We start from the raw sequence: 19,225 nt of genomic DNA, 5'->3' as shown, positions 1-19,225 counted from the left end.
AGCTTTCTTTTTAATATTTTCTAAAACGTTGGTATCGTTCTTCCAATAACTTCTCTAAAGACATAGATTTTAGTCGCTCTACTTCTAGCTCTAGTTCATTTTTTACATGAGCTAACAAGTCTTTACTAGAGAGAGCACTTTCTGAAATAACCTTATCTACAACTTCCATCTCTAGAAGTTCATGAGAGGTTATCTTCATCAGTTCTGCTGCCTCCATGGCACGGCTTCCATCCTTCCAAAGGATAGAGGCAAAGCCTTCGGGACTAAGAACTGCATAGATAGAATTTTCTAGCATCCAAACACGGTCAGCTACTGCAAGTGCAAGAGCTCCACCAGATCCACCTTCACCGATTATAATTGCGATGATAGGAACCTTGAGATCACTCATTTCCATGAGATTACGAGCAATCGCTTCTCCTTGTCCACGTTCTTCTGCTCCTACTCCAGGATAGGCACCCGCAGTATTGATAAATGTCACAATTGGACGACCAAATTTTTCCGCTTGCTTCATTAAACGTAAGGCCTTGCGATAACCTTCAGGATGAGGTTGTCCAAAATTACGGTTGAGATTATCCTGTAAACTTTTACCTTTTTGAATACCAACAACAGTTACTGCTTGATGACCTAACCAACCGATTCCACCGATAACAGCACCATCGTCTCTAAAAGAGCGATCCCCATGTAATTCAATAAAGTCATCGAAGATTCCCACTGCAAAATCCAGAGCAGTTAATCTACTTTGTTCACGTGCTTTTCTGACAATTTTTGCAATCTTCATCTGTGATTCCTCCCATGTAGTCTCACTAATCGAGAGATCATATCTGGTAGTTCTCTTCGTCTAACAATCGCATCCACAAAACCATGTTCCAGGAGAAATTCTGCCTTCTGGAAATCCTCTGGCAAATCTTCTCTCACCGTGTTTTCAATAACTCGGCGACCAGCAAAACCAACTAAACTTTGAGGTTCTGCTAAGATGATATCTCCCTCCATGGCAAAAGAAGCCGTTACACCTCCTGTTGTAGGATCTGTAAGAATGGTCAGATAAAAGAGACCTGCCATAGAATGACGTTTCACAGCAGCTGACACCTTGGCCATCTGCATTAAGCTCATAATACCTTCTTGCATACGAGCTCCACCAGATGCTGTAAAAAGAACGACAGGTAATCCTTCAAGAGTTGCAAATTCAAACAAACGAGTGATTTTTTCACCAACAACTGTTCCCATAGATGCCATAATAAAGTTGGAATCCATAATTCCCAGTGCTACCTTTTCTCCCTTGATTAGAGCTGTTCCTGTTATAACAGCCTCATCTAAACCTGTTTCCTGACGAATTTGGGCTAATTTTTTACGATAATCAGGGAATTTCAAAGGATCTTTAGTTTCAATTCCAGTAAACATCTCTACAAAACTATTGGGTTCAACTGTTAAATCCAACCGTTCTTGAGCAGAAATACGGAAAGTATAGTTGCAGTGGGGACAGATACGCTCACTTCCTAAATCTTTTTGATAGATAGTGTGTTTACAAGCTGGACACTTAGAAAACAGTTCATCTGGCACTACTGGTTTAGCTTGCTTTTTTTGCGTACGATTAGGTGTAATTCGAATATATTTATCTTTTTTACTAAATAGAGCCATACATCCCCCTTTTCAGTCTCATACTCTAGAATACTTATTTTTTAGCTTGATAATTTGGTAAGAAGGTTTCCATCAAGAAGGAGGTATCATAATCTCCTGCAATTACACGACTATCTGAAATCAAATCCAATTGAAAATTAGTATTAGTCTCCACACCTTCAATTTCAAGCTCACATAGAGCACGTTGCATTTTCATAAGTGCATCAAAACGATTTTCACCATGAACAATGACTTTAGCAATCATACTATCATAGTAAGGTGGAATAGTATAACCTGGATAAACTGCCGAATCTACTCTCAAACCTACACCACCACTAGGAAGATAAAGATTTTTTATCTTACCTGGACTAGGTGCAAAATTAAAAGCTGGATTTTCTGCATTGATTCGACACTCGATAGCATGTCCTCTTAGAACAACATCTTCTTGCTTTAACGTCAAGGGATGACCAGCCGCGATACGAATTTGTTCCTTAACTATATCGACGTTTGAAACAAATTCTGTGACAGGATGTTCTACTTGGATACGAGTATTCATCTCCATAAAGTAGAATTTACCAGTTGCTTCATCTAGTAAGAATTCAATGGTACCAGCATTTTCATAACCAACAGATTCCGCCGCACGGACTGCTGCAGCACCTATTTCATTACGGAGTGTCTTACCAATCGCAATAGAAGGGCTTTCTTCTAAAACCTTTTGGTTATTCCGCTGAAGCGAACAATCACGCTCACCTAGGTGAATAACATGTCCCATTTGATCAGCAAGAATCTGTACTTCAATATGGCGGGCAGGATAAATCACGCGCTCTAGGTACATAGCACCATTACCAAAGTTTGCTTTGGCTTCACTAGAGGCTGTTTCAAAGGCTGATACGAGATCGTCTGCCTTTTCAACCTTACGAATTCCTTTACCACCACCTCCAGCTGAAGCTTTCAGCATGACAGGATAACCAATTTTTTCTGCAATAGCCAAGGCATCTTCTGCAGTATGGACTTCTCCATCTGAACCAGGAATGACGGGTACCTTAGCCTTAATCATTTGAGCACGGGCATTAATTTTATCCCCCATGACATCCATTACACGAGCTGAAGGACCAATAAATTTGATACCGACTTCTTCACACATAGTTGCAAATTTGGAATTTTCACTTAAAAAACCAAATCCAGGGTGAATAGCTTCTGCCTCAGTTAAAACTGCAGCAGATAAAATAGCATTAATATTTAGATAAGACTCTGTTGCCTTACCAGGGCCGATACAGATTGCCTCATCAGCCAAAAGTGTGTGCAGAGCTTCTTTATCAGCAGTCGAATAAACAGCAACTGTTGCAATTCCCAGCTCTCTTGCCGCTCGAATAATTCGAACTGCGATTTCTCCACGATTAGCAATTAAAATCTTTCGAAACATGGATAACCTCCTAGTTTCCAATTGCAAAGGTTAGGGTTCCACTTGCTGCTAGCTTACCATCCACTTCTGCCTTCGCTTCTACTACGGCGATTGTACCACGACGTTTGACAAATGTAGCGGTCATGACTAATTGATCACCAGGTACAACTTGCTTCTTAAATTTGACCTTGTCCATACCCGCATAGAAGACGAGTTTCCCTTTGTTCTCAGGTTTTGATAGTTCTAAAACACCTGCTGTTTGTGCCAAGGCTTCCATGATCAGTACCCCTGGCATTACAGGGTAAGCTGGGAAGTGTCCGTTGAAGAAAGGCTCATTGATGCTCACATTCTTGATAGCAACAATGGTGTCTTCACTGACTTCTAAAACACGATCCACTAAGAGCATGGGATATCGGTGTGGCAAAGCTTCTTTTATTCCTTGAATATCAATCATTTGATACGTACCAAGCCTTTCCCGAATTCTACCATTTCTTCATTTGTAACAAGAATCTCAGTTACAATTCCATCCTTAGGTGCTGGAATTTCATTCATGACCTTCATGGCTTCAATGATTACTAATGTTTGGCCTTTTTTAACAGTATCTCCAACACTCACAAAATATGGTTTATCTGGTCCAGCAGCCAAGTAAGCTACCCCAACAAGGGGACTCTCTACAAGATCACCTTCAGCTTCTTGATACTCAACTGTTGATTCTATTTGAGTTTCTTCTGCTATTGGTGTTGAATTAGTAGCAACAGATTCTATTGATTGTTCTTTGGCAATCGCTTCAATCGGCTGATGGGAATGAACTGTTTGAACTGGCTGCGCAAATTCTGAAACAATTCTTGTTTCATTTTTGCTAAACATCAATTCCTCAGCCCCATTTTTATAAGATAATTCTCTCAGACTTGATTGATTAAACTGCGCCATCAAATCTTTGATTTCGTTTAAATTCATCTTTACTTATTCTCCCAACGTTTGAATGCAAGGACTGCATTGTGTCCACCAAATCCAAAAGTATTTGAAATAGCATATGGAATCTCACGTTCCAAACCTTGCCCAAAGATAACATTTGCTTCAATATAGTCAGATAATTCTGTTGTTCCTGCCGTCATTGGTACATAACTATTACGCATCGCTTCAATCGTAGCAATAGCTTCGACAGCACCAGCTGCTCCTAGCAAGTGACCTGTAAATGATTTGGTTGAAGACACTGGAACTTCTTTTCCTAAAATAGCTACAATAGCGCCACTTTCACCTTTTTCATTAGCTGGAGTTGAGGTACCATGAGCGTTAACATAGCCAACCTGGTCTGGACTGATTCCTGCTTCTTCTAAGGCAAGTTTGATAGCCTTGATAGCTCCCTTACCTTCTGGATGAGGCGCTGTCATATGATAAGCATCACAGGTATTCCCGTAACCAACAACTTCTGCCAAGATAGTTGCTCCACGCTTCTCAGCATGTTCTAAACTTTCTAATACTAGCATACCTGAACCTTCACCCATGACAAATCCATTACGATCCTTATCAAATGGGATAGAAGCACGAGTTGGATCTTCAGTAGTTGATAAAGCTGTCAATACTTGGAATCCAGCGATCGCAAAAGGAGTAATAGAGGCTTCTGATCCTCCAACCAACATGATGTCTTGGAAACCAAATTTGATAGAACGGAAGGCATCTCCGATAGCATCATTTGATGAAGCGCAAGCTGTGTTGATAGATTTACAGATACCATTGGCACCAAAGCGCATAGCTACATTTCCTGCAGCCATATTTGGCAAGGCTTTGGGAAGTGTTAATGGTTTAACACGTTTTGGCCCTTTTTCGTGAAGTCGAAGGACTTGGTCTTCGATTTCTCTAATTCCACCGATACCTGATGCAACGATGACACCAAAGCGGTCTTTATCAAGTGCTTCTACGTCAAGATTAGCATGGTCAACTGCTTCTTGAGCAGCATACAAGGCATACAAAGAATAATCATCGAAACGATTGGTATCTTTTTTTACAAAATATTTATCAAATGGGAAATCTTGGATTTCTGCTGCGTTATGGACGTCAAAAGCACTGTGATCAAACTTGGTAATCTTATCAATCCCGATCTTACCAATTTTTAGATTATTCCAAAATTCTTCCGGTGTATTGCCAATCGGAGATGTTAATCCGTAACCAGTTACTACTACTCTATTTAATTTCATTATTTCACCTCTACTTTAACGATTATTGCATGGTTAGTCCACCATCAATAGCAATGACTTGTCCTGTTAGATAATCTTGACTTGCAAGAAAGACTGCCACATCTGCAACTTGTTCTGCTTGACCAAACTGTTTCATTGGAATTTGTGCCAACATTGCATCCTTGACCTTATCGCTTAAAACAGCTGTCATATCTGACTCAATCATACCTGGTGCAATGGCGTTTACCCGAACATTACGTCCAGCAACTTCACGCGCTACAGACTTGGTAAATCCAATTAGGCCTGCCTTAGAAGCGGCATAGTTTGCTTGACCAACATTCCCCATTAGACCAACAACACTGGACATGTTGATGATGGCGCCTTCTCGAGCTTTAATCATCTGTTTCAAAACAGATTGAGTCATATTGAAGGCTCCCGTCAGGTTAACTTTTAACACTCGTTCAAAGTCATCTTCTGTCATCTTTAGCATGATTGTATCTTGGGTGATACCTGCATTATTGACCAAAACATCGACTGATCCTAATTCTTCAATCGCTTGGTCAACCATTCTCTTAGCATCGGAATAGTCTGATACATCTCCAGAGATAGCAAGGACCTTGACACCGTATGATTTAAAACTAGCTAAGAGCTCCTCGGAGATTTGACCACGGCTATTTAATACTATATTAGCACCCAAGCTGGCAAATTTATGAGCTATTGCAAGACCAATTCCACGGCTTGAGCCTGTAATAAAGACATTTTTATTTTCTAGTTTCATTTTTCTCCTTTCAGAACCTCAACTATCTCAGTTAGTTATTAATAAGTGTTTCTAAACTTGCTTGATCTTCCACATTAGCTAAGTCAGCGGTTCTATCAATTTTTTTAACAAAACCTGACAAGACTTTTCCTGGGCCGACTTCGATAAATCTCGTCACTCCAGCTTCTTTCATAAGAGCAATACTCTCATAAAAACGAACCGGTTCCTTCACCTGTCGTGTCAAAAGTTCAGCTATTCTATCTTTTTCCATTATTTTGGCTTCTGTATTGCCAACTAAAGGATAATTAAAATCATTAAACTGAACCTCTGTTAATACCTCAGCTAATTTCTGACTAGCAGGTTCTAGCAGAGCGGTATGGAAAGGTCCAGATACATTAAGTGGGAGGATGCGTTTGGCTCCTGCTTCTTTTAAAAGTTCTACAGTGCGGTCTACCGCAACAACTTCACCACCAATAACAATTTGGCTTGGTGTGTTGTAGTTAGCTGGGGTTACTACTCCAAATTCTGATGCTTTTTTACAAACTTCTTCAATCACATCGACTGGAGTATTAAGGACTGCAACCATCTTGCCTGAACCTGCAGGAGCAGCTTCTTCCATATAAGCTCCACGCTTGGCAACTAAGGCAATGGCCGCTTCAAAATCTAAAGCTCCACTCGCCACAAGGGCAGAATACTCACCTAAAGATAATCCTGCTACCATATCAGCCTCATAGCCTTTTTCGACTAGCAAGCGATAGATGGCAACTGATGTAGCTAGAATAGCGGGTTGAGTATAGCGGGTTTGGTTTAACTTATTTTCTTCTTGATCAATGAGCTGACGAAGGTCATAACCCAAAACTTGGCTTGCCTTGTCGATAGTTTCCTTTACAATAGGGTAGAGATCATAAAGATCTTTTCCCATACCAAGATACTGGGCTCCTTGGCCTGCAAATAAAAAGGCTGTTTTAGTCATTTCTTGTAACTCCTATCCAACGAGAGGCTTCTTCTTGAATTTTTTTGGCTGCACCATAATAGAGATCTTTTAGAATTTCTTCAACAGTTTCTTCCTTAGATACGAGACCTGCAATTTGTCCCGCCATTACTGAACCACTATCTACGTCTCCATGCACGACAGCCTTAGCAAGCGCTCCAGCACCCATCTGTTCGAACACTTCCAAATCAGGATTTTCCTGTTTAAAAGCATCCTTTTCAGCCTGTTCAAAATCACGAGTTAATTGATTTTTGATAGCACGGACAGCATGCCCGAAGTGCTGTGCCGAAACAGTGGTGTCAATATCACGAGCTTTTAAAATTTTAGCCTTATAATTTGGATGAGCATTCGATTCCTTAGCTACTACAAAACGTGTTCCGACTTGAACAGCTTCTGCACCTAACATAAATCCAGCAGCAACACCTTCACCATCTGCAATACCACCAGCAGCAATCACTGGAATAGACACAGCTGCGGAAACTTGGCGAACTAAAGTCATAGTTGTTAATTTACCAATATGACCTCCAGCTTCCATCCCTTCTGCAATAACAGCATCTGCACCAATCTTTTCCATACGTTTGGCTAGTGCCACACTAGGCACAACAGGAATAACTGTAATCCCTGCATCATGGAAACGTTCCATGTATTTGCTTGGGTTTCCTGCACCTGTAGTTACAACCTTAACACCTTCTTCAATCACAAGGTCTACAATGTCTTCAACAAATGGAGACAAAAGCATAATATTGACACCAAAAGGCTTGTCTGTCAGTGATTTGATTTTATCGATATTTGCCTTAACGACTTCTTTAGGTGCATTTCCACCACCGATAATTCCTAGTCCACCAGCCTTAGATACAGCTCCAGCCAAGTCACCATCAGCAACCCAAGCCATTCCACCTTGAAAAATAGGATATTTAATATTCAATAGTTCAGTGATACGTGTTTTCATTTTGCCTCCAATTTTATTGCTCAGCTAATAGTTTGAAGGTTCTATATTTTGAATTTCAAACTATTAGCTAAACAAGAGGGAGTGGGTTCCCCCTACTCCTTCCTAGTTTATGTTAATTATTTTGTTTTTTCTTCAACGTAAGCAACCAAATCACCTACAGTTTTCAAGCTATCTTCTGCTTCAATTTGGATGTCAAAAGCATCCTCGATTTCTGAGATAACTTGGAACAAATCCAATGAATCTGCATCCAAATCCTCGAAAGTAGACTCAAGTGTTACTTCTGATGCGTCTTTCCCAAGTTCCTCAACGATAATTTCTTGTACTTTTTCAAATACTGCCATGATAGACTCCTTTTAAATATATATATTTTTTATAAAAATGTGTTCACCACATGATTACCTAAAGTGTAACAATGAGCGTGCCCCATGTCAAACCTCCACCGAAGCCTGCCATGAGAATCGTTTGACTTCCATCCAAAAGGATTAAGCCTTCTTCAACACACTCAGAAAGTAAAATCGGGATACTTGCTGCACTCGTATTTCCATACTTAGTCATATTAGCGGGCAATTTATCACGATTAACCCCAATCTTTCTAGCCATTTTGTCTAAGATACGATCATTGGCCTGATGGAGTAAGAGATAGTCCAACTCATCTGTCGATACAGGACTCAATTCAATTGTCTCTTTTATTGATTTGGAAACATCTCGAATAGCAAAGTCAAATACTGCCCTACCATCCATTTTTAAGAAAGCACTTGCTTCTTTTTGGACGGAAAAGGGTGAAGTCAAAGGTGTTTCACCGTAAGTCAAACACTCGCCTCTAGCACCATCACTATGCAAACTCTCAGCTAGGAAATGATTGATTTTAGCTGATTCTAACAAGACACCACCAGCTCCATCTCCAAAGAGAACAGCTGTCGACCGGTCAGACCAATCCACTGATTTCGATAAAGTTTCAGCACCAATAACAATACCTTTTTGATAACGACCAGAAGATATCAATTTCTCTCCAGTTGATAGTGCAAAGATAAATCCACTACAAGCTGCTGTCAAATCGAAAGCAAAAGCTTGTGTAGCTCCTATTTTAGCTTGAACTAGCGCAGCCGTTGAAGGCACCATTGAATCTGGTGTTACAGTAGCAACAATAATAAAATCTAGTTGCTCTGCTAAAAGTCCAGCTTGGTTAAGTAAACGTCTAGCAACTTCTGCAGATAAATCACTAGTGGATTCTGTTTTAGAAATATGCCTTTGTTTTATACCTGTCCGACTGGAAATCCACTCATCACTTGTATCCATAACCCGAGCTAAATCATCATTTACGATTACCTGCTCTGGAACATAATGAGCTACTTGGCTTATTTTTGCAAAAGCCATTATTTCAAATCCTCCAAAAATTGATAAAGATTAGTCAAGCCTTTGCCCATAACATTTATTTCTTCTGGACTCATGCCATCGATAATTTTTTCCACCATTGCTTTGTGGAAACGTTTATGAAGACGATGGACCAAGCGACCTTTCTTTGTCAAATGTAAATATACAACCCGACGATCTTGGTCTGATCGGATTCTTTCAATATAACCTTTTCGCTCCAAGTTATTCAAACAAGTTGTTACTGTTCCAAGAGTTACCATTAATTCTTTAGAAACAAAACTTGGCGTTACATCAGAAAAATTGCCGATTACATCAACCGTATGCATTTCTTTGATAGAGATATCTTTAAAACGACTCCCTCTCAAGCTCACTTCTTCAATGACTAGTACATTATTAAAAATAGATGTTAAGTATTCATTGATTATTTTATAATCCAATTCTCACCCCTCCTTTACAAAAACTTTTATAATCAAAGAATTTGATAATGGAAGTATATCAAACTTTAAAGGATTATGCAAGTTTTTATTTTCCTAAAAACTTAGGACGTCGTCTTTCCGAATGAGCCAGAACTCCTTCTTTAAAGTCTTCGGTGTATGCCAACGATTTTTGTAACTCCAACTCCAAGTTAGCATAATCTTGCCACTGTTTAAATTCACTCTCCCAGACTAGCTTTTTAATTGCCGCATAAGAGTTGGATGATCCACGTTTCAACTTCTTCAACAATTGATTTCTTGTTTTTTCTAACTGATCACTTGTACAAACACGATAAACTGCTCCTGCTTCAAAGGCTTTCTCAGCTGTAAAAGCTTCTCCTGTCATAGCTAGTTGTGTTGCTCGAGTAACTCCAAGTGCTCTTGTTAGCAAAAACAAACCACCAGCATCCGGCGCTAATCCAACACCAACAAAGGCTTGAATAAATTTTGCTTTATCAGTTGCAATACAGAAATCAACAGCCAAGGCCATGTTGGCCGCGGCACCTGCCACAGCTCCGTCAACTTCCATAATGATAGGTTTAGGAATTTGCTTTATTTTAAAAGAAATAGTATTAACAAGCTCAGCAATTTTTCCTAAAGATCCGATATCATCCTCATCGACAGCACGTTTCATTTCTACCAAATCGCCTCCGACAGAAAATACTTTTCCTAAGGCATTGATCAATATGTAAGAAACTGCTCCATCCTTTTCAGCTAGGTTCAAGGCTTCTAAGATTTCTTCACACATTGGGATATGGAAACCATTTGCCACTTCTGGACGATTTAAGGTAATGATTGCTAGATCATCTTGAACTTGATAAATAATATGATTCATATCCACTCCTTTTCGTTTTCAAAGATTTTTAAATTATTTTATTTTCAAATTATATCTTTTTATAAATTTTTGCACAAGGAAAAAATGATTAAAAGTGTATCAGCCGATTTTTTCTGTTTTGTATTTAATCTATCAAATCCTAATAGACAACTCATAAACGCTCAACAATATCTTAGATTGAGATTGCCTTCCACATCCTCGATTGAAAAAAGGTTCTCTTTCTGCTATAATCGTATAAAATACTTACTTTAGGAGTACTTATGAAGGTTGTAAAATTTGGGGGAAGTTCACTTGCCTCTGCTAGTCAGTTAGAAAAAGTTTTAAATATTGTAAAGAGCGATCCTGAACGACGTTTTGTAGTTGTTTCTGCTCCAGGAAAACGAGATTCTGAAGATACAAAGGTAACAGATGCCTTAATTAAATACTACCGTGACTATGTTGCTGGAAATGATATTAGTAAAAGTCAAAACTGGATTATCGAACGCTATGCTGCCATGGTCAGTGAATTAAAACTCAAACCAGCAGTACTAGAGAAAATCTCAAAAAGTATCCGTTCTCTTGCGACCCTTCCGATTGAAGACAATGAGTTTCTTTACGATACTTTCTTGGCTGCGGGAGAAAATAATAACGCCAAACTCATTGCAGCTTACTTTAACCAAAATGGATTAGAGGCTCGCTATGTTCATCCGCGAGAAGCTGGTATTGTTGTAACAAGCGAACCTGGAAATGCTCGTATCATTCCTTCAAGTTATGACAAAATTGAAGAACTCAATAAAAGTCCAGAAGTTCTTGTTATCCCAGGTTTCTTTGGTGTCACTAAGGAAGATCAAATTTGTACCTTCTCTCGTGGTGGCTCAGATATTACTGGTTCTATCATCGCCGCAGGTGTTAAGGCTGACCTCTATGAAAACTTTACTGATGTAGATGGAATCTTTGCTGCCCACCCTGGTATCATCCACCAACCACACTCGATTCCAGAATTAACCTACCGTGAGATGCGTGAGTTAGCCTATGCAGGTTTTTCTGTCCTTCACGATGAAGCCCTTCTCCCTGCCTATCGCGGAAAAATTCCTTTGGTTATCAAAAATACTAACAATCCTGACCATCCAGGTACTCGCATCGTCCTTCAACACAGCGATGAAAAATTCCCTGTAGTCGGAATTGCCAGCGATGCTGGATTTGTCAGCATCAATATGTCCAAGTACCTCATGAACCGCGAAGTTGGTTTTGGTCGTAAAGTACTTCAAATTCTAGAAGATCTGAATATTGGTTGGGAACATATGCCAACTGGTATCGATGACCTATCTATCATCCTTCGTGAACGTGAACTCACACCAATCAAAGAGGAAGAAATCCTCCGTCAACTTGTTCAAAAAGCTGAAGTTGACCATGCTGAAATCGAACACGATCTCTCTATTATCATGATTGTTGGCGAAAAAATGAAGAGTCATATCGGGGTAACTGCTACAGCTACTCGCGCACTTTCAGAAAACAAGATCAACATTCAAATGATGTCTCAAGGATCGAGCGAAGTTTCTATCATGTTCGTAGTTCAAAAAGACCAAGAAAAAGCTGCTATCAAGGCTCTATACCATGCCTTTTTCGGTGAAAGTAAGGAAGATTAATCATGGCACAATCTCTTAACAAGGTCATTGACATACAAACTACTGGAACTTCTTACCTCTCTATACAAGGAAAAGTTGGAAAATTTCTGGTAGGAGACCAAGCCTTGGAGTTTTACTCGGATCGCAATATTGAGGATTATATTCAAATCCCATGGTCTAGCGTTAATCAAATCGGAGCCAATGTTTCAGGCCGTAAGGTTAGTCGTCATTTTGAAGTTTTTACAGACCAAGGAAAATTCCTCTTTGCCTCAAAAGACTCCGGAAAAATTCTTAAAATTGCTCGGGAAAAAATCGGAAATGAAAAGGTTGTGAAGCTTCCAACCTTACTCCAAATCATCGGTCGTAAAATCAAAAATCTATTTGCAAAAAAATAGAAAGTTTAGTATAATCATAGCAACGGATAAGTAGGTTATCCTCTTCTTTCAGAAAGTCTGCGGGTGCTGCGAGCAGATAGAGGGGATAAGTGAAATTCTACCGTTGTTTTAAATCAAATACACAATCAAGTGCACATCTGTGAAGTTGGATGGAACCGTGGCTCTGCCACTCCAACGCTTTTACAGGTGTGCTTTTTTCATATAAAGGAGGACTTATGTTAGATATCAAACGTATTCGTACAGACTTTGCCACTGTCGCTGAAAAACTGGCTACGCGTGGTGTAGACGCTGCTATCTTGAATGAGATGAAAGAAATCGACGCTAAACGTCGTGACATCTTGGTTAAGGTCGAAACCCTCAAAGCTGAGCGTAACACGGTCTCTGCTGAAATCGCCCAAGCTAAACGCAACAAGGAAAATGCTGACGACAAGATTGCTGCCATGCAAACCCTATCTGCCGAAGTCAAAGCACTCGATGCAGAATTAGCGGAAATCGATGCTAAATTGACAGAATTTACCACTACTCTTCCAAACATCCCAGCTGACAGTGTTCCTATTGGGGCAGACGAAGATGATAACGTAGAAGTTCGCCGTTGGGGAACTCCTCGTGAGTTTGACTTTGAACCAAAAGCCCACTGGGATCTCGGAGAAGACCTTGGTATTCTTGACTGGGAACGTGGTGGAAAAGTCACTGGAGCTCGTTTCCTCTTCTATAAAGGCCTCGGAGCTCGCTTGGAACGTGCCATCTACAACTTTATGCTAGATGAGCATGGTAAGGAAGGTTATACTGAAGTCATCACCCCTTACATGGTTAACCATGATTCTATGTTTGGTACTGGCCAATATCCAAAATTCAAGGAAGATACTTTTGAGATCAGCGATACCAACTATGTCCTCATTCCTACAGCTGAAGTACCTTTGACTAACTACTACCGTGATGAAATTCTTGACGGAAAAGACTTGCCAATCTACTTTACTGCTATGAGTCCATCATTCCGTTCTGAAGCTGGTTCTGCTGGTCGCGATACTCGCGGTTTGATCCGTTTGCACCAATTCCACAAGGTAGAAATGGTGAAATTTGCTAAACCTGAAGAATCATATGAAGAACTTGAAAAGATGACAGCTAACGCTGAAAACATTCTTCAAAAACTAAACTTGCCATACCGTGTAGTTGCTCTTTCTACAGGAGACATGGGCTTCTCAGCTGCTAAGACTTACGACTTGGAAGTTTGGATCCCAGCACAAAATACCTACCGAGAAATCTCAAGCTGTTCAAATACAGAAGATTTTCAAGCACGTCGTGCCCAAATCCGTTACCGTGATGAAGCAGATGGTAAGGTTAAACTTCTCCACACCTTGAATGGTTCTGGACTTGCTGTTGGACGTACCGTCGCTGCTATTCTTGAAAACTATCAAAATGAAGATGGCTCTGTAACTATTCCTGAAGTCCTTCGTCCATACATGGGTGGAGCTGAAGTCATCAAACCATAACAATTTCATATAAAAAAAGAGGAAGCTGAGCTCCCTCTTTTTAAGTGATTCAAAAGAAACAGGTAGAAATTATGATTTCTACCTGTTTTTATTTATTAGTAACCACCCATCATTGATGGATCCATAGCTGGAGCTGGTGCTACAGGTTCTGGTTTGTTGGCCACAACGGCTTCTGTCGTTAGAATCAAACTTGCTACTGAAGCTGCGTTTTGAAGGGCTGAACGGCTAACCTTAACAGGATCGATAATACCTGCTTCAATCATGTTCACCCATTCACCTGTCGCAGCGTTGAAGCCTGTACCAGCTTCTGCATTTTTTAAACGATCGATAACGATTGAACCTTCATAACCTGCATTGTAGGCAATTTGGCGAACTGGTTCTTCCAAGGCACGAAGAACAATGCTACGTCCTGTTGCTTCATCACCTATCAATTCTAAAGCTTCAACAGCTGGAATGACATTCACAAGAGCAGTACCACCACCTGCAACAATACCTTCTTCAACTGCTGCACGGGTAGCGTTAAGGGCATCTTCGATGCGGAGTTTCATTTCTTTCAATTCAGTTTCAGTTGCAGCACCGACCTTGATAACTGCTACTCCACCTGATAATTTAGCCAAGCGTTCTTGGAGTTTTTCTCGGTCGAATTCTGAAGTTGTTGTTTCGATTTGAGACTTGATGACGGCTACACGGTTGGCAATTGCTTCAGGATTTCCTGCACCTTCTACAATGACTGTGCTATCTTTATCTACAGACACTTTAGCTGCCTGACCTAAAGCTTCGATAGTAGCATCTTTCAATTCAAGTCCAAGGTCTTCAGTAATAACGGTACCACCTGTCAAGATTGCGATATCTTCAAGCATAGCTTTACGTCGGTCACCAAATCCTGGTGCCTTAACAGCAACTACGTTGAAAGTCCCACGAATCTTGTTCAAAACAAGGGTTGGCAGAGCTTCACCATCAACATCATCTGCAATAATCAAGAGCGGACGGCTGGTTTGAAGAATACTTTCTAGAAGTGGCAAGATTTCTTGGATGTTTGAAATCTTCTTGTCAGTGATTAAAATGTACGGATTTTCAAGGTCTGCAACCATTTTTTCATTATCAGTAACCATGTATTGTGAGAGGTAACCACGGTCAAACTGCATTCCTTCTACGACTTCAAGTTCTGTTTCCATACCACGTGATTCTTCAATAGTGATAACTCCGTCTTTACCAACTTTTTCCATGGCTTCAGAGATGTACTCACCAACTTTTTCAGAACGAGATGAAACGGCGGCAACCTGCGCAATCGCTTCTTTGTTAGCAACAGGAATAGCATTGTTCTTCAAGGCTTCAACAGCTGCAGCGACTGCAGTTTCAATCCCACGGCGAATACCAATTGGATTTGCGCCAGCAGTGACGTTTTTAATCCCTTCTCGAACGATAGCCTGAGTCAATACTGTTGCGGTAGTAGTACCATCACCAGCAATATCATTGGTTTTAGAAGCTACTTCTGATACCAATTTGGCACCCATATTTTCAAAATGGTCTTCCAATTCGATTTCTTTAGCGATTGTTACACCATCATTGGTAATCAATGGAGAACCAAATGATTTTTCAAGAACAACGTTACGACCTTTAGGTCCCAAGGTTACTTTAACAGTGTCTGCTAGGATATCAACACCACGAACCATAGCTGAACGAGCGTCTGATGAAAATTTAATGTCTTTTGCCATACTTACCTTCTCCTTCTATTCTTCGACGATTGCCAAGATACTAGCTTCACCTACAATGAGGTATTTTTCGTCCCCATCTTTGACATCAATGCCTGCATGAGCTTCTACCAAAACTTGATCTCCAACTTTTACACTCGGAGCAACTAACTCACCGTTCAAGGTACGAACACCCTGTCCAGTAGCCACTACAGTAGCTGTTTTCGTTTCTTCTTGGGCTGATTTTGCGAGGACGAATCCCCCAGCAGTTTGTTCTTTTTCTTCAATTTTCAAGACCACACGGTCTCCTAATGGTTTCAACATTTGTCTTCCTCCATAATACAATCATATTGTTAGCACTCTTTGTATATGAGTGCTAAACCATAGTTCTATTGTATCACTTGGTCAAAAATAGTCAAGAAAAAAGTCTGATATATAGCATAAAAAAGAGAGTGGGACAGAAATCGGTAATTCGTTAGAATTCGATTTCGTCGTCCCACCTCCGCACAGTTGAGTAGGGCTGTAAAAGCTGATGAAATCAGCGTAGTAGAGCCCACTCAACCACTGCGTCTTGCTTGACAACCCAAAGACAATTGAGAGGCTAGGACTTTTGTCCCAGCCTCCTATCATTTTAAAAGGGAAGTTCCTCCTCTTCCAAAACTAGATCTGCTAAGTCTTGGCCTGCATTATTTTCACGCATAGCACGTTGGGCACGACTTTCTAAAAGTTGGAAGCCTGTAGCGAGAACCTCGGTCACATAGTTAGTCTGACCATTCTTCTCGAACTTACGGGTACGAAGCTCCCCGTCTACAGAAATGAGACTACCTTTGCTTGCATAGCTAGCCAAAGTTTCAGCCAATTTCCCCCAGACAACAATATTGATGAAGTCCGCTTCACGTTCCCCGTTTTGATCCTTGAAACGACGATTAATGGCAATAGTCGCACGAGCCACTGACTTGTCATTGTTGGTTTTGTGCAATTCTGGTGTAGACGTTAAACGTCCAATCATAATAACTTTATTATACATTTTTCATCCTCCTACTTAATAATTCGGAAGAATACAAAAAAAGTTACAAGATTTGTAACTTTTTTAATAATATTAATCTCTGTGAATCATAAATCCAGTTGCTTGTTGATTGGCCATGATAGTCATATCTGTGATTTGTACTCGTCGTGGTTGACTGGTCACATAAACGACAGTATCAGCGATATCTTGCGCCTGCAAGGCTTCGAGTCCCTGATAGACCGTCGCCGCCCGTGCCTCATCTCCATGGAAACGGACTTTTGAAAAATCAGTTTCTACAATTCCTGGCTGAATAGTGGTCACCTTGATATCTGTCGCAATGGTGTCAATCCGAAGCCCGTCTGAAAAAGTTTTAACTGCAGCCTTGGTTGCTGAATAGACTGCTGCACCAGCATAGGCGTAAATCCCTGCAGTAGAACCCATATTAATGATATGGCCTTGATTAGCTGCTACCATGGAAGGCAAGAGGCAACGCGTAACTGCCATTAAACCCTTGACATTGGTATCCAGCATGGTCAACATATCCAACTCTTCATAGTCCTGATAGGGTGCTAAATCGAGAGCCAGTCCAGCATTATTGACCAAAATATCAACCTGACCTACTGTCTCTAAAATTTCTGAACAAACAATCTTTACCATGCTCATATCTGTAACATCTAACGGAAAGGTCCAGACTTTTTGATTTGGAAAGGCTTCTGCGAACTCAGTTTTTAGAGTTTTGAGCCTTTCTGTTCGACGCCCTGTGAGTACAACATTCTCACCTTTCTCTAGATATGCACGCGCAATGGCTTCACCGATACCTGATGTTGCACCTGTAATGACTACATTTTTTGCCATCCTATTTTCCTCAAGCAAAGATTATAAATCACTTTTAGTGATTAAGCAGTCCAGTGCTTAGCTGGATCAAAGGGTGTTCCAACTACCTGGTCGTCTGACAATTCAATGACCCAACGTTTTTGTGGAGCATTTGGCAAGGCAAGTTCACGAGGACTACACATCATTCCAAAACTCTTTTCCCCACGAAGTTCCCCTGGGAAAATGAGATTGCCTTTTGGCATCATGGCCCCAGGAAGAGCGACAATGGTTTTCAAACCAACACGTGCATTGGGAGCACCAGCAACGATTTGTACTGTTTTATCACTCGCAACTGCCACTTGACAGATATTGAGGTGGTCACTATCTGGATGCGCAACCATTTCTACAATTTCTCCAACCACAAATTTGGGTTCCTTGTCATTGATGATTTCTTCAGCAAATCCTTCTTCTTGCAATTCTTGGTTCAAACGTGCTACTTGCTCGTCAGTTAAAAAGACTTGCCCGGGCTCAGCGATCTCAAACATGCTAGAAACTTCAAAAATGTTCCAAGCGACAGTCTCACCAGTTTCTTTTAGGAAAACACGCGCTACATTACCTTTACGCTCAACATCTAGCTTGGCATCTCCACTGTTTTTCACGATGACCATAAGGACATCGCCGACATGTTCTTTATTATATGTAAAAATCATTCTTTTCTCCTATTTCAAACTTGCTAAAAAGTCATTGATTTGCCCCTTGGTTTTACGGTCACGATTGACAAAACGTCCAATCTCCTTGTCCTTGTCTAAAACAACAAGACTTGGAATCCCGTATACATCCCAAAGTTTAGCAAGTTCCATGTACTCATCTCGGTCTACCCGTATAAAAGTGAACTCTGGATTTGTCTCTTCAATCTCTGACAAGGCAGGATAGATATAACGGCAATCGCCACACCAATCCGCAACAAAAAGGAAGACCTTCTTGCCATCCTGCTCTACTAGATTTGCTAACTCTTCAATATTTTTAGGAGAAATCATATGACTTCCTCCTCGTAGATGAGATCTTCATCTTCATAGACAAAGGTATAGTGACGACCATCTTCAAAAATGACACCACCAACAAGACGTTCAAGGCTACTTTCGTACACTTGGACATAGAGAGTCCCAATCTCACCCATTTCTGAGAAATAGTCACGCACAATAGCCGTTAACTCTTCTTGTGTCTTCATGAGTTTGTGATCATCAGCTACTTTCTTAGCACCAAAGGCAAGTGCTCCAAGCCCTGCCACGACTAAACCTGTTTTAATAATATTTTTCGTTTTCATGCTAACATTGTAACACAAAAAGGCTCAAGGGACAATGAAAAAGGGAGTCCCACTCCCCTTTCTAATTTCTAAATATTAATAATTTCTCTCGTCAAACAAACCTTCTGGTAAATCATGGAATCCCTTGCCTACCTTGAAGTTTTCAAATTTACCTAGTAAGAACTGGTAGGCATCCAAGCGACTCTCGTAGCGAATCATAGCATCTTTAGCGCGCTCATCTTGATCTTCTTCATAGACCTTTTGACTTTCCTTAAGAGCCATATCATTGATCATAATCTGGGTATTAACCCAGGCTTCAAATTCCTTCATAAATTCTTGCTCGTAACTCATTTTTTC

24 protein-coding genes are annotated in these 19,225 nt (G+C 40.5%); 3 read left to right on the top strand and 21 right to left on the bottom strand.

Features of this window, described 5'->3' with window-relative positions:
- Positions 1–10: 10 nt before the first annotated feature.
- From BQ2679_RS03970 to BQ2679_RS03910, 13 genes are all read right to left on the bottom strand, one after another.
- On the bottom strand, positions 11–778 hold the full coding sequence (locus BQ2679_RS03970; protein ID WP_075566405.1) for an acetyl-CoA carboxylase carboxyl transferase subunit alpha: 768 nt from the start codon (positions 776–778) through the stop codon (positions 11–13).
- Positions 775–1,635, bottom strand: a complete 861-nt coding sequence (accD, locus tag BQ2679_RS03965) for an acetyl-CoA carboxylase, carboxyltransferase subunit beta (RefSeq protein WP_075566403.1) — start codon at positions 1,633–1,635, stop codon at positions 775–777. The genes BQ2679_RS03970 and accD overlap by 4 nt, the downstream gene beginning before the upstream one ends.
- 34 nt (positions 1,636–1,669) lie before the next feature.
- Positions 1,670–3,037: an acetyl-CoA carboxylase biotin carboxylase subunit gene (gene accC, locus BQ2679_RS03960; protein WP_075566401.1), complete on the bottom strand. Its 1,368-nt coding sequence runs from the start codon at positions 3,035–3,037 to the stop codon at positions 1,670–1,672.
- Positions 3,038–3,047: 10 nt separating this feature from the next.
- On the bottom strand, positions 3,048–3,470 hold the full coding sequence (gene fabZ, locus BQ2679_RS03955; RefSeq protein WP_075566399.1) for a 3-hydroxyacyl-ACP dehydratase FabZ: 423 nt from the start codon (positions 3,468–3,470) through the stop codon (positions 3,048–3,050).
- The gene (accB, locus tag BQ2679_RS03950) at positions 3,467–3,973 is read right to left on the bottom strand and encodes an acetyl-CoA carboxylase biotin carboxyl carrier protein (RefSeq protein ID WP_075566397.1); all 507 of its coding nucleotides are present in this window, start codon (positions 3,971–3,973) and stop codon (positions 3,467–3,469) included. Before accB ends, fabZ begins: the two co-directional genes overlap by 4 nt.
- Before the next feature lie 2 nt (positions 3,974–3,975).
- Entirely contained in the window at positions 3,976–5,211 is a 1,236-nt protein-coding gene (gene fabF / locus BQ2679_RS03945) for a beta-ketoacyl-ACP synthase II (RefSeq protein WP_075566396.1), read from the bottom strand.
- Between the two features lie 22 nt (positions 5,212–5,233).
- A complete protein-coding gene (fabG, locus tag BQ2679_RS03940; protein ID WP_075566394.1) occupies positions 5,234–5,968 on the bottom strand; it encodes a 3-oxoacyl-[acyl-carrier-protein] reductase in 735 nt (244 codons plus the stop codon).
- 31 nt (positions 5,969–5,999) lie between these two features.
- A complete protein-coding gene (gene fabD / locus BQ2679_RS03935; protein ID WP_075566392.1) occupies positions 6,000–6,920 on the bottom strand; it encodes an ACP S-malonyltransferase in 921 nt (306 codons plus the stop codon).
- On the bottom strand, positions 6,913–7,887 hold the full coding sequence (gene fabK, locus BQ2679_RS03930; protein WP_075566390.1) for an enoyl-[acyl-carrier-protein] reductase FabK: 975 nt from the start codon (positions 7,885–7,887) through the stop codon (positions 6,913–6,915). Before fabK ends, fabD begins: the two co-directional genes overlap by 8 nt.
- A 116-nt stretch (positions 7,888–8,003) precedes the next feature.
- A complete protein-coding gene (locus BQ2679_RS03925; protein WP_075566388.1) occupies positions 8,004–8,228 on the bottom strand; it encodes an acyl carrier protein in 225 nt (74 codons plus the stop codon).
- A gap of 58 nt (positions 8,229–8,286) precedes the next feature.
- Positions 8,287–9,261 carry a beta-ketoacyl-ACP synthase III gene (locus BQ2679_RS03920; protein WP_075566385.1) on the bottom strand — a complete coding sequence of 325 codons (975 nt, stop codon included), beginning with the start codon at positions 9,259–9,261 and terminating at the stop codon, positions 8,287–8,289.
- Positions 9,261–9,695: a fatty acid biosynthesis transcriptional regulator FabT gene (gene fabT / locus BQ2679_RS03915; RefSeq protein ID WP_075566383.1), complete on the bottom strand. Its 435-nt coding sequence runs from the start codon at positions 9,693–9,695 to the stop codon at positions 9,261–9,263. Before fabT ends, BQ2679_RS03920 begins: the two co-directional genes overlap by 1 nt.
- 85 nt (positions 9,696–9,780) lie before the next feature.
- Positions 9,781–10,566 (bottom strand): enoyl-CoA hydratase, encoded by a 786-nt coding sequence (locus BQ2679_RS03910; RefSeq protein WP_075566381.1) that lies wholly within the window; start codon positions 10,564–10,566, stop codon positions 9,781–9,783.
- 260 nt (positions 10,567–10,826) lie between these two features.
- On the opposite strand from BQ2679_RS03910, the gene BQ2679_RS03905 reads away from it, so the two are divergent.
- The 3 genes from BQ2679_RS03905 (at position 10,827) to serS (ending at position 14,055) form a co-directional block, all read left to right on the top strand.
- Positions 10,827–12,191 carry an aspartate kinase gene (locus BQ2679_RS03905; protein ID WP_075566379.1) on the top strand — a complete coding sequence of 455 codons (1,365 nt, stop codon included), beginning with the start codon at positions 10,827–10,829 and terminating at the stop codon, positions 12,189–12,191.
- Positions 12,192–12,193: 2 nt separating this feature from the next.
- On the top strand, positions 12,194–12,565 hold the full coding sequence (locus tag BQ2679_RS03900; RefSeq protein WP_075566377.1) for a DUF956 family protein: 372 nt from the start codon (positions 12,194–12,196) through the stop codon (positions 12,563–12,565).
- A 215-nt stretch (positions 12,566–12,780) separates the two neighbouring features.
- Positions 12,781–14,055 carry a serine--tRNA ligase gene (gene serS, locus BQ2679_RS03895; protein WP_075566375.1) on the top strand — a complete coding sequence of 425 codons (1,275 nt, stop codon included), beginning with the start codon at positions 12,781–12,783 and terminating at the stop codon, positions 14,053–14,055.
- A gap of 95 nt (positions 14,056–14,150) precedes the next feature.
- Here serS and groL read toward each other — a convergent pair whose 3' ends face one another.
- The 8 genes from groL to BQ2679_RS03855 all read right to left on the bottom strand — a co-directional run bounded on the left by groL (position 14,151) and on the right by BQ2679_RS03855 (position 19,219).
- Positions 14,151–15,770, bottom strand: coding sequence for a chaperonin GroEL (gene groL / locus BQ2679_RS03890; protein WP_075566373.1), 1,620 nt, complete (start codon positions 15,768–15,770; stop codon positions 14,151–14,153).
- 15 nt (positions 15,771–15,785) lie between these two features.
- Positions 15,786–16,070: a co-chaperone GroES gene (gene groES, locus BQ2679_RS03885; protein ID WP_075566371.1), complete on the bottom strand. Its 285-nt coding sequence runs from the start codon at positions 16,068–16,070 to the stop codon at positions 15,786–15,788.
- A gap of 307 nt (positions 16,071–16,377) precedes the next feature.
- A complete protein-coding gene (locus BQ2679_RS03880; RefSeq protein ID WP_075566369.1) occupies positions 16,378–16,773 on the bottom strand; it encodes a single-stranded DNA-binding protein in 396 nt (131 codons plus the stop codon).
- Positions 16,774–16,845: 72 nt separating this feature from the next.
- The gene (locus tag BQ2679_RS03875; protein WP_075566367.1) at positions 16,846–17,607 is read right to left on the bottom strand and encodes an SDR family NAD(P)-dependent oxidoreductase; all 762 of its coding nucleotides are present in this window, start codon (positions 17,605–17,607) and stop codon (positions 16,846–16,848) included.
- 41 nt (positions 17,608–17,648) lie between these two features.
- Positions 17,649–18,275 (bottom strand): YtpR family tRNA-binding protein, encoded by a 627-nt coding sequence (ytpR, locus tag BQ2679_RS03870; RefSeq protein ID WP_075566364.1) that lies wholly within the window; start codon positions 18,273–18,275, stop codon positions 17,649–17,651.
- Between the two features lie 9 nt (positions 18,276–18,284).
- Positions 18,285–18,602, bottom strand: a complete 318-nt coding sequence (locus BQ2679_RS03865) for a thioredoxin family protein (RefSeq protein ID WP_075566362.1) — start codon at positions 18,600–18,602, stop codon at positions 18,285–18,287.
- Positions 18,599–18,889: a DUF4651 domain-containing protein gene (locus tag BQ2679_RS03860; RefSeq protein ID WP_000850671.1), complete on the bottom strand. Its 291-nt coding sequence runs from the start codon at positions 18,887–18,889 to the stop codon at positions 18,599–18,601. The genes BQ2679_RS03865 and BQ2679_RS03860 overlap by 4 nt, the downstream gene beginning before the upstream one ends.
- 75 nt (positions 18,890–18,964) lie before the next feature.
- Positions 18,965–19,219, bottom strand: a complete 255-nt coding sequence (locus tag BQ2679_RS03855) for a DUF1912 family protein (RefSeq protein ID WP_075566360.1) — start codon at positions 19,217–19,219, stop codon at positions 18,965–18,967.
- Positions 19,220–19,225: the final 6 nt, after the last annotated feature.

Origin of the sequence: Streptococcus timonensis, assembly GCF_900095845.1 — a bacterium.
In the GTDB taxonomy this organism is placed as follows: Bacteria; Bacillota; Bacilli; order Lactobacillales; family Streptococcaceae; genus Streptococcus; species Streptococcus timonensis.
The sequence above is the reverse complement of the archived record's forward strand: the minus strand, read 5'-3'. Positions and strand labels throughout refer to the sequence as shown.

Excerpts from the sequence above, each read along its gene's own strand:
- BQ2679_RS03970 (WP_075566405.1), bottom strand. The coding sequence starts at position 778 with ATGAAGATTGCAAAAATTGTCAGAAAAGCACGTGAACAAAGTAGATTA.
- accD (WP_075566403.1), bottom strand. The coding sequence starts at position 1,635 with ATGGCTCTATTTAGTAAAAAAGATAAATATATTCGAATTACACCTAAT.
- accC (WP_075566401.1), bottom strand. The coding sequence starts at position 3,037 with ATGTTTCGAAAGATTTTAATTGCTAATCGTGGAGAAATCGCAGTTCGA.
- fabZ (WP_075566399.1), bottom strand. The coding sequence starts at position 3,470 with ATGATTGATATTCAAGGAATAAAAGAAGCTTTGCCACACCGATATCCC.
- accB (WP_075566397.1), bottom strand. The coding sequence starts at position 3,973 with ATGAATTTAAACGAAATCAAAGATTTGATGGCGCAGTTTAATCAATCA.
- fabF (WP_075566396.1), bottom strand. The coding sequence starts at position 5,211 with ATGAAATTAAATAGAGTAGTAGTAACTGGTTACGGATTAACATCTCCG.
- fabG (WP_075566394.1), bottom strand. The coding sequence starts at position 5,968 with ATGAAACTAGAAAATAAAAATGTCTTTATTACAGGCTCAAGCCGTGGA.
- fabD (WP_075566392.1), bottom strand. The coding sequence starts at position 6,920 with ATGACTAAAACAGCCTTTTTATTTGCAGGCCAAGGAGCCCAGTATCTT.
- fabK (WP_075566390.1), bottom strand. The coding sequence starts at position 7,887 with ATGAAAACACGTATCACTGAACTATTGAATATTAAATATCCTATTTTT.
- BQ2679_RS03925 (WP_075566388.1), bottom strand. The coding sequence starts at position 8,228 with ATGGCAGTATTTGAAAAAGTACAAGAAATTATCGTTGAGGAACTTGGG.
- BQ2679_RS03920 (WP_075566385.1), bottom strand. The coding sequence starts at position 9,261 with ATGGCTTTTGCAAAAATAAGCCAAGTAGCTCATTATGTTCCAGAGCAG.
- BQ2679_RS03910 (WP_075566381.1), bottom strand. The coding sequence starts at position 10,566 with ATGAATCATATTATTTATCAAGTTCAAGATGATCTAGCAATCATTACC.
- BQ2679_RS03905 (WP_075566379.1), top strand. The coding sequence starts at position 10,827 with ATGAAGGTTGTAAAATTTGGGGGAAGTTCACTTGCCTCTGCTAGTCAG.
- BQ2679_RS03900 (WP_075566377.1), top strand. The coding sequence starts at position 12,194 with ATGGCACAATCTCTTAACAAGGTCATTGACATACAAACTACTGGAACT.
- serS (WP_075566375.1), top strand. The coding sequence starts at position 12,781 with ATGTTAGATATCAAACGTATTCGTACAGACTTTGCCACTGTCGCTGAA.
- groL (WP_075566373.1), bottom strand. The coding sequence starts at position 15,770 with ATGGCAAAAGACATTAAATTTTCATCAGACGCTCGTTCAGCTATGGTT.
- groES (WP_075566371.1), bottom strand. The coding sequence starts at position 16,070 with ATGTTGAAACCATTAGGAGACCGTGTGGTCTTGAAAATTGAAGAAAAA.
- BQ2679_RS03880 (WP_075566369.1), bottom strand. The coding sequence starts at position 16,773 with ATGTATAATAAAGTTATTATGATTGGACGTTTAACGTCTACACCAGAA.
- BQ2679_RS03875 (WP_075566367.1), bottom strand. The coding sequence starts at position 17,607 with ATGGCAAAAAATGTAGTCATTACAGGTGCAACATCAGGTATCGGTGAA.
- ytpR (WP_075566364.1), bottom strand. The coding sequence starts at position 18,275 with ATGATTTTTACATATAATAAAGAACATGTCGGCGATGTCCTTATGGTC.
- BQ2679_RS03865 (WP_075566362.1), bottom strand. The coding sequence starts at position 18,602 with ATGATTTCTCCTAAAAATATTGAAGAGTTAGCAAATCTAGTAGAGCAG.
- BQ2679_RS03860 (WP_000850671.1), bottom strand. The coding sequence starts at position 18,889 with ATGAAAACGAAAAATATTATTAAAACAGGTTTAGTCGTGGCAGGGCTT.
- BQ2679_RS03855 (WP_075566360.1), bottom strand. The coding sequence starts at position 19,219 with ATGAGTTACGAGCAAGAATTTATGAAGGAATTTGAAGCCTGGGTTAAT.